This window comes from Mesorhizobium sp. M0833 (assembly GCF_040319905.1).
GTDB lineage: Bacteria > Pseudomonadota > Alphaproteobacteria > Rhizobiales > Rhizobiaceae > Mesorhizobium.
On the sequence record NZ_JAMYOQ010000002.1, the window covers coordinates 355,354 to 368,500 of the forward strand.

The 13,147-nt window shown below is 66.1% G+C and carries 12 protein-coding genes; 6 read left to right on the forward strand and 6 right to left on the reverse strand.

The window, feature by feature from the left end:
* Window positions 1–22 precede the first annotated feature (22 nt).
* The 4 genes from zwf (at window position 23) to NKH98_RS03880 (ending at window position 4,543) form a co-directional block, all read left to right on the forward strand.
* Complete coding sequence (zwf, locus tag NKH98_RS03865; RefSeq protein WP_352896736.1) at window positions 23–1,399, forward strand: glucose-6-phosphate dehydrogenase; 1,377 nt, start codon at window positions 23–25, stop codon at window positions 1,397–1,399.
* Window positions 1,400–1,418: 19 nt separating this feature from the next.
* Window positions 1,419–2,123: an ROK family protein gene (locus NKH98_RS03870; RefSeq protein ID WP_352509110.1), complete on the forward strand. Its 705-nt coding sequence runs from the start codon at window positions 1,419–1,421 to the stop codon at window positions 2,121–2,123.
* A 164-nt stretch (window positions 2,124–2,287) separates the two neighbouring features.
* Complete coding sequence (locus NKH98_RS03875) at window positions 2,288–2,752, forward strand: Ros/MucR family transcriptional regulator (protein ID WP_352479997.1); 465 nt, start codon at window positions 2,288–2,290, stop codon at window positions 2,750–2,752.
* 549 nt (window positions 2,753–3,301) lie between these two features.
* Window positions 3,302–4,543, forward strand: coding sequence for an MFS transporter (locus NKH98_RS03880; protein ID WP_352896738.1), 1,242 nt, complete (start codon window positions 3,302–3,304; stop codon window positions 4,541–4,543).
* On the opposite strand, the gene NKH98_RS03885 is transcribed toward NKH98_RS03880, so the two are convergent.
* The 6 genes from NKH98_RS03885 to hemC form a co-directional block, all read right to left on the reverse strand.
* Entirely contained in the window at window positions 4,544–5,260 is a 717-nt protein-coding gene (locus tag NKH98_RS03885) for a glutamine amidotransferase (RefSeq protein ID WP_352801473.1), read from the reverse strand.
* A gap of 18 nt (window positions 5,261–5,278) precedes the next feature.
* Window positions 5,279–5,758 (reverse strand): tellurite resistance TerB family protein, encoded by a 480-nt coding sequence (locus tag NKH98_RS03890; RefSeq protein WP_352896740.1) that lies wholly within the window; start codon window positions 5,756–5,758, stop codon window positions 5,279–5,281.
* A 39-nt stretch (window positions 5,759–5,797) separates the two neighbouring features.
* Complete coding sequence (locus tag NKH98_RS03895) at window positions 5,798–7,414, reverse strand: heme biosynthesis protein HemY (protein ID WP_254817793.1); 1,617 nt, start codon at window positions 7,412–7,414, stop codon at window positions 5,798–5,800.
* Between the two features lie 8 nt (window positions 7,415–7,422).
* Window positions 7,423–8,943, reverse strand: coding sequence for a COG4223 family protein (locus NKH98_RS03900; protein WP_352896741.1), 1,521 nt, complete (start codon window positions 8,941–8,943; stop codon window positions 7,423–7,425).
* Window positions 8,944–9,290: 347 nt separating this feature from the next.
* Complete coding sequence (locus tag NKH98_RS03905; protein ID WP_352801467.1) at window positions 9,291–10,001, reverse strand: uroporphyrinogen-III synthase; 711 nt, start codon at window positions 9,999–10,001, stop codon at window positions 9,291–9,293.
* A gap of 1 nt (window position 10,002) precedes the next feature.
* Complete coding sequence (gene hemC, locus NKH98_RS03910) at window positions 10,003–10,929, reverse strand: hydroxymethylbilane synthase (RefSeq protein ID WP_352896742.1); 927 nt, start codon at window positions 10,927–10,929, stop codon at window positions 10,003–10,005.
* A 104-nt stretch (window positions 10,930–11,033) separates the two neighbouring features.
* Between hemC and tsaD the strand changes: the two genes are divergently transcribed.
* Complete coding sequence (gene tsaD / locus NKH98_RS03915; protein WP_352480035.1) at window positions 11,034–12,119, forward strand: tRNA (adenosine(37)-N6)-threonylcarbamoyltransferase complex transferase subunit TsaD; 1,086 nt, start codon at window positions 11,034–11,036, stop codon at window positions 12,117–12,119.
* Window positions 12,116–13,126 carry an NAD(P)H-dependent glycerol-3-phosphate dehydrogenase gene (locus NKH98_RS03920; RefSeq protein ID WP_254817797.1) on the forward strand — a complete coding sequence of 337 codons (1,011 nt, stop codon included), beginning with the start codon at window positions 12,116–12,118 and terminating at the stop codon, window positions 13,124–13,126. The genes tsaD and NKH98_RS03920 overlap by 4 nt, the downstream gene beginning before the upstream one ends.
* The last annotated feature ends 21 nt before the right edge of the window (window positions 13,127–13,147 follow it).

Consider the following 13,147-nt stretch of genomic DNA (forward strand, 5'->3'; position numbering starts at 1 on the left):
CGGGCGACAGGGAGGCACGCCCATGAGCCAGGAACGGTCCGACACGCTGGTGCTTTTCGGCGCCACCGGCGATCTCGCCCACAAGAAGATCTTTCCCGCCCTCTACGCCATGGTGGCCAAGGGAACGCTGAACGAGCCGGTGATCGGCGTCGCCTTCGATCCCTGGGACCTCGCCAAGCTGCAGGCGCGCGCCCGCGACGGTATCGTCAATGCCATCGGCAGCATCGACGAGAAGATCTTCGCCAGGCTTGCCTCGCTGCTTCGCTATGTCAGCGGTGACTACCGGGCGCCTGCGACCTTCGAGAAGCTGAAGACCGCGCTGGGCAGCGCTGAGCGGCCGCTGCACTATCTGGCGGTGCCGCCGGCCATGTTCGAGGTGGTCGTCCAGGGGCTGGAGCAGTCGGGCGCCGCCCAGGGCGCGCGCCTGATGGTCGAAAAGCCGTTCGGCCACGATCTGCAATCGGCGCGCTGGCTGAACCGGGTGCTGCATCTGGTCTTCGACGAAAAGTCGATCTTCCGCATCGACCATTATCTCGGCAAGGAGGCGATCCAGAACCTGCTCTATTTCCGCTTCGCCAATTCCTTCCTCGAGCCGATCTGGAACCGCAATTACGTCGAGAGCGTGCAGATCACCATGGCCGAGGATTTCGGTGTCGAGGGGCGCGGCCGCTTCTACGACGAGGTCGGCTGCATCCGCGACGTCATCGAAAACCATCTGCTCAATATCCTCTTGCTGCTCGCCATGGAGCCGCCGGTCGGCCGTTCGGCCGACGATCTCATCGACGAGAAGGTCCAGGTGCTGCGGGCGATCCGGACGCTGACCAGGGACGATGTCGTGCGCGGCCAGTTCGACGGCTATCTCAACGAGCCGGGCGTCGCGCCGAACTCGCCGGTCGAGACCTTCGCGGCGGTGCGCTTTTTCGTCGATACCTGGCGCTGGCAGGATGTGCCGTTCTTCATCCGCGCCGGCAAATCCCTGCCGGTGCACGCCACCGAGGTCATCGTGCGGCTGAAGCGGCCGCCGCTCGACGTCTTCGATCCGATCAAACCCGGCGAATGCAATCACGTGCGCTTCCGCATCGATCCGCAAGTGGCGATCTCGATCGGAGCCCGGCGCAAGGCACCCGGCGACGACATGGTCGGCGAACAGGTCGAGCTCACCGCGCTCGACGATTCGAAGGGCGACATGCCGCCTTACGAGCGGTTGATCGGCGACGCCATGAACGGCAACGGCCAGTTGTTCACCCGCCAGGACGCCAGCGAGCTCGCCTGGCGCATCGTCGGCCCGGTGCTCGGCGACACCACGCCGCCGCCTGTCTACACGCCAAAGACCTGGGGGCCGGCCGAAGCCATGGCTGGATTCGGGCCGCCGAACGGCTGGATCAATCCAGCGAAATGATTTCTGGGAGGCGAAAGCGATGGCCAAAGCGGTGAAGCGACCGGCACCCGACGCCGAACAGATCGTGCTTGCGATCGACATCGGCGGCTCGCACGTCAAGATCCGCACCAGCGCCGGCGCAGAGGAGCGCAAGACCGCTTCCGGACCGGAGCTGACGCCGCAGCAGATGGTCGCTGCGGTGAAGACGCTCGCCGAAGGGCTGCACTACGATGTCGTCTCGATGGGCTATCCGGGTCCCGTGCACCACAACCGGCCTTTGACCGAACCGGCCAATCTCGGCAAAGGCTGGGTCGGCTGCGATTTCGCCGCTGAGTTCGGCAAGCCGGTGAAGGTCGTCAACGATGCGCTGATGCAGGCCGTCGGCAGTTATGAAGGCGGCCGCATGCTGTTCCTTGGCCTCGGCACCGGCCTGGGGGCCGCGATGATCGTCGATAACGTCGCCCAGCCGATGGAGCTTGCCCATCTTCCCTACAAGAAGCGCGGCAGTTTCGAAGACTATGTCGGCGAACGCGGGCTGCAAAAGCGCGGCAAGAAGAAATGGCGCAAATACGTCTTCGACGTGGTCGACCGGCTTCGCACCGCCATGCAGCCGGATTACGTGGTCATCGGCGGCGGCAATGTCGATGAACTCACCGACTTGCCCGCCGATTGCAGACGCGGCGACAACACACGCGCCTTCGAAGGCGGATTTCGACTGTGGCGCGACAAATCCCTGATTATCTGATATTGCTGATTGTCTGATATTATCGAGCACCGGCTCAGGGTTGTTAATCCCGCGCTGCCGTTAGTATTATTATTCAAAATAATGTGTGACGTGGCGCGGCGTCATTGCATTGCGCAGATTTGCCGACTAGGAATTTCTGCGACCCCCACGGACGGAGAGATAGATTGACCGACGACAACAACAACGCTCGCAAAGACATCGACCTGCTCGAGCTGACCGCCCATATCGTCTCCGCATATGTCGAGAAGAACCGCTTGCCGGCTTCCGGCCTCGGCGATCTCATCGCCAGCGTCAGCGCTTCCATAGGTGGGCTGGGGCAACCGGCAGTGCCGGTCGCCGCGCCGCTGACGCCTGCCGTCAATCCCAAGAAATCGGTGACGCCGGACTACATCATCTGTCTCGAGGACGGCAAGAAGTTCAAATCCTTGAAGCGCCATATCGGCGTTCATTTCGGGCTGACGCCAGACGCCTACCGCGCCAAATGGGGCCTGCCGTCGGACTACCCGATGGTCGCTCCCAACTACGCGGCCTCGCGTTCGCAGCTGGCCAAGGCGATCGGCCTCGGCCGCAAAGCCGCCCCGCCCGCGCCCGTCAAGAGCCGGGGCAGGAAGGCCAAGGCGACGGCTTGATACCAAGGCGGGAGCAGGTTTGATCCTTCAGCGATACCACGTGGGCAGGCGTGGGAGCGCGCTTCGTTATCCCCAGCGAAGCGACATCGTGGAAACCTTGGTATCCATGCTGCGACTTTCTCCGCGTGGCGAAGGTGCGGAATTTTTTGGTACCAGAGGGACAGCGCCCCCCTCTGTCCTGCCGGACATCTCCCCCTCTAGTGGGGAGATTGGCTACCTCGCCAGTCGTCTCTTTAAACGCAGGAATCGCCTTTGACGCTGGAGGTTGGCGAAAGCCGTCGGGACGTCCAATCTCCCCCCTTGAGGGGGAGATGTCCGGCAGGACAGAGGGGGGCGCGAAGGAACTCGACCTGTGCGCCAAATAACCTCTCCACCTCCGCCGAGCGCGTTTGCCATACGCAATTAGCATGGTAGCCCGAAATTCCTTGATCCAGGCCGGATTTTTGCGCGCGCCTTGCGCCGAACTGCGCTAAAGGCTCTCTTGGCCGGACCAGCGCCCATCGTGGAAGTGCCCCGCCGGCCGACATCGCCGCCACGGGGCCTTATTCCATGACCGCAGAATCCCAAGTACCATCCGACCAGCGCTATGCCGCCTTTCGCCACCGGCCGTTCCTGAGCTATTGGGCGGCGCGCTTCCTCTCGACATTCTCCACCCAGATCGTGTCGGTCGCCGTCGGCTGGCAGATCTACGATCTGACCCGCGACCCGTTCGACCTCGGCCTTGTCGGCATCGTCCAGTTCCTGCCTTCGCTGCTGCTGGTGCTGGTCACCGGCGACGTTGCCGACCGTTTCGGGCGCCGGCTGATCATGGCGCTGGCGGTGCTGGTCGAGGCGGGCTGCGCCTTGGCCCTCCTGCTGCTGACGCTGCGCGGCCTCTCCGGGCCGATGCCGGTCTTCATCGCGCTCGCCATGTTCGGCATTGCGCGCGCCTTCTTCGGGCCGGCCTCGTCATCGCTGTTCGCCAATCTGGTGCCGCCTGAGGATTTCGCCAACGCCATCGCCTGGAACTCTTCCGCCTGGCAGACGGCAACCATCGTCGGGCCGGTCGCCGGCGGCCTGCTCTATGGGCTTTCGGCCGAAGCTGCCTACACCACAGCGGCCGTGCTGATGCTCATTGCCGCCGTGCTGATCTTCACCATCCCGAAGCCTGCCCAGCGCAGCAGGACCGACAGGCCGACGGTACAGACCCTGTTCGCCGGCTTCGGCTATATCTGGAGCGAAAAGATCGTGCTCGGCGCGATTTCGCTCGACCTGTTCGCGGTGCTCCTGTCCGGCGCCTCGGCGCTGCTGCCGGTCTACGCGCGCGATATCCTCGAACTCGGCCCGTGGGGGCTCGGCCTGTTGCGCTCGGCGCCCGGCGTCGGCGCCATCTGCGTCGCCATCTGGCTGGCCGGACACCCGATCCGCAACCATGCCGGCCTTGTCATGCTCGGCTTCGTTGCGCTGTTCGGCGCGTTCACCGTCCTGTTCGGCCTCTCGACCATCACCTGGCTGTCGATCGCTGCTCTCGCCTTGCTTGGCGCCACCGACATGTACAGCGTCTATATCCGCGAGACGCTGATCCAGCTGTGGACGCCGGACGACGTTCGCGGCCGCGTCAACGCCGTCAACCAGGTGTTTGTCGGCGCCTCCAATGAGCTCGGCGAATTCCGCGCCGGCACCATGGCCGCGCTGATCGGCACGGTTCCGGCCGTGGTGGTCGGCGGTGTCGGGGCGATCGCTGTTGCCGGCCTATGGGCGGTGCTGTTCCCGCAGTTGCGCAAGGTGCGTCATCTCAGGGGGCGAAACTGATTACCGCAGCGCCGGCTTGCCGAAAATCATCGGCAGGAACTCGCCGAGCCAGCGCTTGAGGTGCATGTCCCAGATCAGCCGGCCGCCGAGATGGTCGCGGCCGGGCTGCGCGCCGGGCAATTCGAAGCGGTGCGCGCCGCGCACCACCCAGCGCTGCATCATTGCCCGGGTCAATTCGCCATGGAACTGGATGCCCCAGGCATTGTCGCCATAGCGGAAGGCCTGGTTGGGATAGGTTTCGGCCGTCGCCAAAAGCGTCGCGTCCTTCGGCAGCGAAAAGCCCTCGCGATGGAATTGATAGACCATCTCCGGCCAATGCATCAGCCTGCTGCCCGCTTCGGTCGCCTTAAGCGGATACCAGCCGATTTCGACGAGGCCCTCGCCGTGGCCCTCGACCCTGCCGCCAAGATGCTTGACCAGCATTTGCGCGCCGAGGCAGATGCCAAGCAGCGGCCGGTTCTCGTTGAGCGGAATCTTAAGCCAGTCGGTCTCGCGGCGGACGAACTCGTCGCCGTCATTGGCGCTCATCGGGCCGCCAAACACCACGGCGCCGGCATGGCCATCCAGCGTCTGCGGCAAGGCCTCGCCGAGCGGCGGTCGGCGGATGTCGAGGTCGAAGCCTTCCTCGATAAGTATATGGCCGACCCGTCCGGGGCTCGAATGCTCCTGATGCAGCACGATCAGGATCTTTGGTCTCGGACTTGGCTTGGGCGGCATTGGAGGGCTGGACCCTGTCTATTCGTCGCTTGACGTTCCGGCAGCACCAGGAGCCGCGGCGGCCGCCTTGAGGCGCGCCTCGACACGGTCGCGACGTTCGACGCCGATCAGCTCGGCGACCCGCCGGACGGTATTGTCCTCGAGTTCGTGCAGCTCGCCATCGGCATAGACGATCTCCCACATCAGGCCGATGAAGGCCTTTCGCGCCTCGGCGTCGAGATGGCGCTTGAGCACGCTGGTGAAGGCGTAGAGGTCGATCGCCTCATTGTCGGCCCGCTCGCCGGCAGCCGCCAAAGCGTCGAGTTCGTCGCCGCTGATCGAGTAGCTTTCCGCCAGCACCTTCTTGAACCGTTCCCATTCGGTATCCTGGCGCACCCCGTCGGCGTTCATCACGTGGAAAAGCAGGGCGGACGCGGCAACGCGCGGATCGTCGGCGCTGGGGCTGGCGCCACCACCGGACGGCAGATCCCTTAGAAACGACAAAACGCGTTCGAACATTAAATCATTCCCAATAAATCCGGGTCCACTCGACCCTTATCAGAACAAACGAAACCGGCGCGTCGATTTGTCCGCCGCGTCGTCGGGATCGACGCCGGGGTCGTCGGGCAGCCGCGTCAGCTCCTGCGCCGGCTCGACGGCCTCGGCATCTTCCGGCACTTGGGCAAACGCCGCCGCGGTGATTGGTGTCACATGATCCTCGGCGGCACGGTTTTCGGTCCTCACTTCGGTCGCTGTGCCCGGTGTCTCGGCAGCAACGGCTGTATGCTCGATCGCCTCGGCTGTTTCCTGTACCGGCTTGGCTGGAGCCGCGATGGCCGGCATCGGTCCCTCCGGAGTCTCTTCATGGCTGTCGATCAACTGGCCGAGCCGCTCCATCGGCGCCCGCCATTCGAATGCGTCGAGCCTGCCGGTGATCGGCGATACCGGAGCCCAGCGTTCGGAGACGACGCCGTCGGCGACCCAGGCCGGGTCGCGCGGCGCTCTCACCGCCTTCGACAGCAACTGCCGCACCTTGCCCTGGTCACCGCTCTCGGCCTCCTCGATGTCGGCCAGCAGCAGATAGGCGCCTTCGCGGCGATCCATGCGGATGGCGGCTTCCGCCTCGCGGCGGGCGGTTGCAAAATCCTGCGCATCGAGCGCGGCGCGCGCCACGGCCAGCGAGGACTCGGCATGATTCTTCTTCAGCTCCTGCAGCTTCTTTGCCCGGTTCAGCCGGTCGAGCACGGCATCGCCCGGCCTGGCATGGACATAGAGCTCCGCGATCTCCGGGTGCGGCTCGGCCTTCCACGCCGCCTCGAGGATTTTCGAGCCTTTGCGCACGTCGTTCTGCCGAAACAGCAATTTCGCCGCGACGACCGCCGCCGGTGCGAAATCCGGCCGCAGCCGGTTGGCTTCGAGCGCCGCCGCCCTTGCAGCATTGGCATCGCTGTCGATCAGCGCCTGCGCCTTGGCGGTCAGCAGCACGGCGCGACGCCGGTTGGCCGCATCGCGCTCGATCTGCCGGGTCGACTTCTGGGCATCGACCAGTTTCAGCGCGCCATCCCAGTCGCCACGCCCGGTCAGGTCTTCCAACGTCGATTCGGCCGCCCAGGCCAGTTGCGGCGCCACCGCCGCTGCCCGGCCGGCATAGTGGCGGGCCGCGTTGCGGTCGCCGAGCCGCTCGGCCTCGAGATAAAGCCCGCGCAGGCCGAGCAGCCGCATTTCGGGATCGTCGAGCATGGTCTCGAATTTTTCACGGGCGCCTTCATGGTCGCCTTCAAGGAGCGAGGCCTGCGCGTCGAGCAGCTGGATCAGCGGCTCCTGGTCGGAGCGGATCAGCTTTGCCGCTTCCTTGGTCTTCTTGCGGGCGAGCGCGCCGTCACCGGCGCCAGCGGCGATCATCCCGGTCGACAGCGCCTGATAGCCGCGGTCGCGGCGACGCACGCGGAAATAGCGCGAGATCGTATAGGGACTGTTCCACAGCGCCTTGACCAGCCACCAGACGATCATCACCGCGGCAACCACGGCCACGACCGCCACCGCCGCGACCATCAGGCTGACCTGGTATTGATAGCCGTTGAAGGTGACGAGCATTTCACCCGGCCGGTCGGCCAGCCAGGCGAAGCCGAGCCCGAGCGCAAAGACGACGGCAAGGAAGGCGAGGATGCGGATCATTGGGTTCCTCACGCCTTCATCGCGCCGGCGATGAGCGAATCGATCTGTGTCTCGACCTCCATCCGCGCTTTCAGTTTCCCGGCAAAGTCGGCGCCGGCGGCCTTGGCCGCCTCGGGCAGGGCTTCGTATTCACTGAGCGCCTTGGCGTAGTCACCCTGATTGACCGCGACCTCCATGCGGGCAACGATTTCCGGGACGCCGGTGCCTTCGACGGCACCGATCGGCCTGACCTTGACCAGCGATTCGGCGCTCGACAGCAGCTTTTGCAGGATGCCGGCATTCTGGTCGACAGGCGTTGCGGCCGCGACCATGGAGTTGGCGGCGGCGTCCGCTTCGGCGGCAATCTCGGCCCGCGTCGGCACCCCCTTTTCGGCATAGGTGCGCAGCGTCGCGATCTCGGGCGCATCCGGTGAGATCGCGGCAAAGGTTTCGAGTTCGGCTGCGAACGGCGCACCTCGGTCGAGCGCAGCCTTGAGCGCCGAGGCGGCAATGGCCAGCGCGATCTTCGGCTGCGAAGCCTGTGCATCGACCTTGCCCGAGAGCTGGGAAACCGACTGTTCCAGGGCCGCAAGCCGGCCTTCCTGCGCCTTTGCCGTTTCGCCGGCTGACTTCACCAAGGCGTCGAGCGCGGCCAGCCTTTCGTTGAGCGGGCCGAGATCGACCGGCACCGTGCCGCCGGCCTTGCCGAGGGCCGCGACCGCCTGCTCGATCTGCCGGACCTTGTCGCCAAGTGCCGCCAGCCCGGCATTGTCGCCGGCGCCGCCTTGTTCGACGGCCGACTTCAACGCCGCGACGTCCGCCCTGACCTGGTCCAACGCCGACGACAGCCCGTCCACCTTGGCCGAGGCGTCATTGTTGGCGTCGGCCTGTCTGAGGTCCGCGACCTCGCGTTTCAGCGAAACGATCTCGCCATTGACCGCGTCGAGCGACACGCCGCCCGACCCCGGCGCACCGAGCAGGCCAGCAAATTGCAGCCCGCCGGCGGCGGCGAGCGCGATGACGCCGCCGACAATACCGGCGGCGATGCCGCTGATGCCGCTCCGCTTCGGCTGCGCTGCCATATGGTCGTCCCTCGCCTCAGCTGTCTTCTCGCCGGAGCCTGGGATCCCCGGTTCGTTGGCCCCGGTTGGGCTGGATGCATCTTCGAAACTGTAGTCGGAGGCCGTGGAGCGCCCGGCCGGCGCATCCGAACCGGCGGGATAAGAGGTTTCCGTTTCCCTGGTAGGATCGGCGCCGGCGTCCGCCGGCTCTTGCGTGCCGGCCGGCGCGGCTGCGTCGGCATGTTCCCACGGCTCGAGATCGGTCTGGTCGGCATGCACCGGCTCTTCAGGCGGCTCGGGCTGCGAGGCGTTCGCCGCTTCCTCGGCTTTCGCCTCGTCGGTTTGCGCCCCCGCTGACTCTGCACTGTCTGGCTGCTGTTTGCCGGCTTCCTGTTCGGCGGCGACTCGCGAGACGGCGCCGGGCTCGAGCTCGATGGTCACCGGCTCACGGCGGCTCTTGGAATGCCGCATCTTCGGCGTCTTGACCATGCTCGGGCTCCGCAAAATTCGCTTCGGATGGTTTGAAGGGTCTAGCACATCACCAAGCGGTGAAAAGGGGTGGCGTGATGACGCCACGGCTTTGGAATTCAGTTTTGGCAAAACGCCGCAGCGATTTTGGGACACGGCATGCGGGACCAGAAATGAAAAACCCGCCTCGGCGGCGGGTCGTTGGCGCGAATCAGCACCTAAGTGATTTTCTAGCATAGCTGCCGGCACAAAGCAAGAACAAAATGTGCCCGAGCGCAATCGCCTCAGCTTGGTGCTGCCCGCGAAGCTGCGGAATAGTGAGGATGCCAGCAGGAGGTATGCCAACGTCCGGAACAGGCGGATGCCGGTCAGCGCGACGCCTGCAAAAGCCCCAGCAAGGCATCCTCGCTGGGCTCAGGCGCAATCCGGATCCCGGCGACATCGCCCAAGGCCCCGGCAATGCGCCCCGACAAAGCGAAAAAGCGCGTGTCCTGAAAAAGGCCACGCAGCGCCGGCCGGCTAGCCAGGGCCTGCATCGCCGTGGCCGCCTTGGCCGAATAGAGCAGCACCGCCTCGACCGGCCGGGCGGACAGGCGCGCAAGAACGGCCTCGTCGGAATAATCCAGCGCAAAAGTGTCGTAGGTCTCGACGGCGCGGACATGAACGCCCGACGCAAACAGCCGCTCCTCGAAGTCCGGAAAGCGCACCCGCCCGCAGAGATAGACGATGGTCTGCCCAGCGTAACCGCCAGCGAGCGCATCGGCCAGCGCCTTGGCATTGCCCGGGCCTTCGCCGACAGACAGAAACCCGGCCCTGCGGGCGGCTTCCGCCGTCTTCTTGCCGACAGCCTGGCACGGCAAGCGCGCGAGCGCGGTAATGACCTCTTTCGGCGCATGGCGAACCGCATTGGCGCTGGTGACCGCGACCGCCGCGGCGGCGTCAGCCAGCGCGCCTGCTTCGACCGGCAGCGCCGCCGTTTCGGTCAGCGGCAGCAGGATCGGCTGAAAGCCGGCATCCGCGAGCCGGCGCGCCGTGCGCGAGGCGCCCGGTTCGGGCCTCGTCACCAGGACGCGGAGCATGTCAGGTCCAGCCGTCGAAGAATGTTTCGCCGGCCTTGGCGCGAACGATCGCGGCGGCTTCCGCGCCGATGCCGGCAGCCTGTTGCGCCGGCCCTTCCAGCCTGACCTCATGCGACTGCGTGCCATCGGGCGAGATGATCAGCCCGGCAAAGGAAACCGTTCCGCCCGATATCGTCGCATGGCCGGCGATCGGTGTGCGGCAGGAGCCGTCGAGCGCCGCCAGGAAGCCGCGCTCGCAGGCCAGCGCCTCACCGGTCGGCCGGTCGTGGATCGCTGCCAGCATCTGTTCCACGTCGCGGTCGCCGATGCGGCTTTCGATGCAGATCGCGCCTTGCCCCGGCGCCGGCGGAAAGACCTCGAGCGGCATCAGGTCGGTGACGACGTCCTCGAGCCCGAGCCGCTTCAGCCCGGCATAGGCGAGGATGGTGCCGTCGGCGATGCCGTCGTCGAGCTTGCGCAGCCGCGTCTGCACATTGCCGCGAAACATCACCACTTCGACGTCCGGCCGCATCCGCCGGATCAGCGCCTGGCGCCGCAGCGACGACGAACCGACCTTGGCGCCTTGCGGCAGGCCGGCAATCGTTCGCGCCGCCTTGCCGATGAAGGCGTCGCGCGCGTCCTCGCGCGGCAGGTAGGCAGACAGTTCCAGCCCCTCGGGCAACAGCGTCGGCATGTCCTTCGACGAATGCACGGCGATGTCGATGCGGCGCGCCAGCAGCGCCTCCTCGATCTCCTTGGTGAACAGGCCCTTGCCGCCGGCTTCCGACAGCGGCCGGTCCTGGATGCGGTCACCGCTGGTCGAGATGACGACCACCTCGAACGCCTCGACCGGCATGCCGTGCGCGGCCATCAGCCGCGCCTGCGTTTCATGCGCCTGCGCCAGTGCCAGCGGGCTGCCGCGTGTTCCGATTTTCAAGGTTGTTTGCATGACGCGCCGTCCGTGATAACCCCCGGCAGATCGAGGCAGTTTTCCGGGTTTTCTCCTATCGGGGAAAGGCCGATTGCACAATCATCGAGGACAGCGACGAATTGATCCGCGTTCTGGGCATCGAGACGAGTTGCGACGAGACCGCCGCCAGCGTGGTGGCGCTGGACGGTCGCAGCACGCCGCAAATCCTGTCGAACATCGTGCTCAGCCAGATCGAGGAGCATGCTGCTTTCGGCGGCGTCGTGCCGGAGATTGCCGCGCGCGCCCATGTCGAGGCGCTCGACGGCATCATCGAGGCAGCGCTGACCGATTCCGGCGTCGACCTCGCCGACATCGATGCGATTGCCGCCACCGCCGGTCCCGGTCTTGTCGGCGGGCTGATCGTCGGCCTGATGACGGCAAAAGCAATCGCCGCGGCAGCCAAAAAACCGCTGATCGCCATCAACCATCTCGAAGGCCACGCGCTGACGGCCAGATTGACCGATGGGCTCGACTTTCCCTACCTCTTGCTGCTGGTCTCCGGCGGCCATACCCAGATCGTCGCCGTGCGCGGCGTCGGCGACTACCAGCGCTGGGCGACGACTATCGATGACGCGCTTGGCGAGGCCTTCGACAAGACGGCCAAGATGCTCGGCCTGCCCTATCCGGGCGGACCGAATGTCGAGAAGGCGGCGGCAAATGGCGATGCGGCGCGTTTTGCGTTTCCGCGCCCGATGAAGGGCTCGGCACAGCCAGATTTTTCCTTCTCCGGTCTCAAGACCGCGGTACGCCAGGCGGCAACGGCGATTGCCCCGCTGAGCGACCAGGACGTCGCCGATATCTGCGCCTCCTTCCAGGCGGCGGTCGCGGATGCGCTGGGCGACCGTGTTGCGCGGGCGCTGACCAGGTTCCGTCAGCAATTCCCGGACAAGGCCGAGCCTGCGCTGGTTGTCGCCGGCGGCGTCGCCGCCAATCGGACGATCAAGGCGACATTGCAGGGCCTGTGCAAGCAGGCCGGGTTCAGCTTCGTCGCGCCGCCGCTTAACCTCTGCACCGATAATGCGGCGATGATCGCCTGGGCCGGCATCGAGCGCCTGCGCGCCGGGATATCAGGCGAAAATGCCGCCGATTTCGTGCCGCGCTCGCGGTGGCCGCTGGACAGCATCTCCGCTCCGATGGTCGGCTCGGGCCGGCGTGGGGCCAAGGCATGACCGGCAGCGAGCACAAGGCTCCAAGCGGTTGGCGCGTCGCCGTGCTCGGCGGCGGCGCCTGGGGCACGGCGCTGGCGCTGGCCATGCTGCGCGCCGGTCATTTCGTCCGCCTCTATGCGCGCGACCCGGAGACCGTCGCGGCGATCGACCGTGGCGAAAATCCGCGCTATCTGCCGGGCATCGCGCTCCAGGCCGGCATCGTGGCGACGAGCGACATCGTGGCCGCGCTCGACGGCGCCGACTGCGTTCTGGCGGTGGCGCCGGCACAATCGTTACGTGTTATGCTGACGGCCGCGTCCAGCCATATGCCAAAAGGCGTCCCGCTGGTCCTCTGCGCCAAGGGCATCGAGCGCGACACCGGCGCGCTGCTGTCGTCCATTGCCGAGGGTATCCTGCCGGCAAATCCGGTCGCCGCTTTGTCGGGCCCAAGCTTTGCCACCGACGTCGCCAGGGGCCTGCCGACGGCTGTCGTGGTCGCCGCCCGCGACGAGGCTCTGGCCACCGACCTCGCCGCCCGCTTTTCGGCGGAAAACCTGCGCTGTTATTCGAGCGACGACCTGATCGGTGTCGAGATCGGCGGCGCGCTGAAGAACGTCTTTGCCATTGCCGCGGGTGCCGTCACCGGCGCCGGGCTCGGTGCCAGCGCCCAGGCGGCGATGGTGACGCGCGGTTTCGTCGAATTGCGCCGCATCGGCGCCGCCTTTGGCGCCAAGGCCGAGACGCTGATGGGACTTTCCGGCCTCGGCGACCTGCTGCTTACCTGCTCGTCCGCGCAGTCGCGCAATTTCGCTTATGGGCTGGCGCTGGGGCAAGGCAAGCCGCTTGCCGGCTTGCCTTTGGCGGAAGGCGTGCCGACGGCGGCAATCGCCGCCCGCATCGCCGGCGAGCGCCGGATCGACGCGCCGATCATCGCCGCCGTCGCCGCCATACTGGACGGCACCATAACCATAGACCAGGCTGTATCGGCATTGATGACACGGCCGCTCAAGACCGAAACCGACATGTAATTCCGAACGATTGCGGAGATG

Excerpts from the sequence above, each read along its gene's own strand:
- zwf (WP_352896736.1), top strand. The coding sequence starts at position 23 with ATGAGCCAGGAACGGTCCGACACGCTGGTGCTTTTCGGCGCCACCGGC.
- NKH98_RS03870 (WP_352509110.1), top strand. The coding sequence starts at position 1,419 with ATGGCCAAAGCGGTGAAGCGACCGGCACCCGACGCCGAACAGATCGTG.
- NKH98_RS03880 (WP_352896738.1), top strand. The coding sequence starts at position 3,302 with ATGACCGCAGAATCCCAAGTACCATCCGACCAGCGCTATGCCGCCTTT.
- NKH98_RS03885 (WP_352801473.1), bottom strand. The coding sequence starts at position 5,260 with ATGCCGCCCAAGCCAAGTCCGAGACCAAAGATCCTGATCGTGCTGCAT.
- NKH98_RS03890 (WP_352896740.1), bottom strand. The coding sequence starts at position 5,758 with ATGTTCGAACGCGTTTTGTCGTTTCTAAGGGATCTGCCGTCCGGTGGT.
- NKH98_RS03895 (WP_254817793.1), bottom strand. The coding sequence starts at position 7,414 with ATGATCCGCATCCTCGCCTTCCTTGCCGTCGTCTTTGCGCTCGGGCTC.
- NKH98_RS03900 (WP_352896741.1), bottom strand. The coding sequence starts at position 8,943 with ATGGTCAAGACGCCGAAGATGCGGCATTCCAAGAGCCGCCGTGAGCCG.
- NKH98_RS03905 (WP_352801467.1), bottom strand. The coding sequence starts at position 10,001 with ATGCTCCGCGTCCTGGTGACGAGGCCCGAACCGGGCGCCTCGCGCACG.
- hemC (WP_352896742.1), bottom strand. The coding sequence starts at position 10,929 with ATGCAAACAACCTTGAAAATCGGAACACGCGGCAGCCCGCTGGCACTG.
- NKH98_RS03920 (WP_254817797.1), top strand. The coding sequence starts at position 12,116 with ATGACCGGCAGCGAGCACAAGGCTCCAAGCGGTTGGCGCGTCGCCGTG.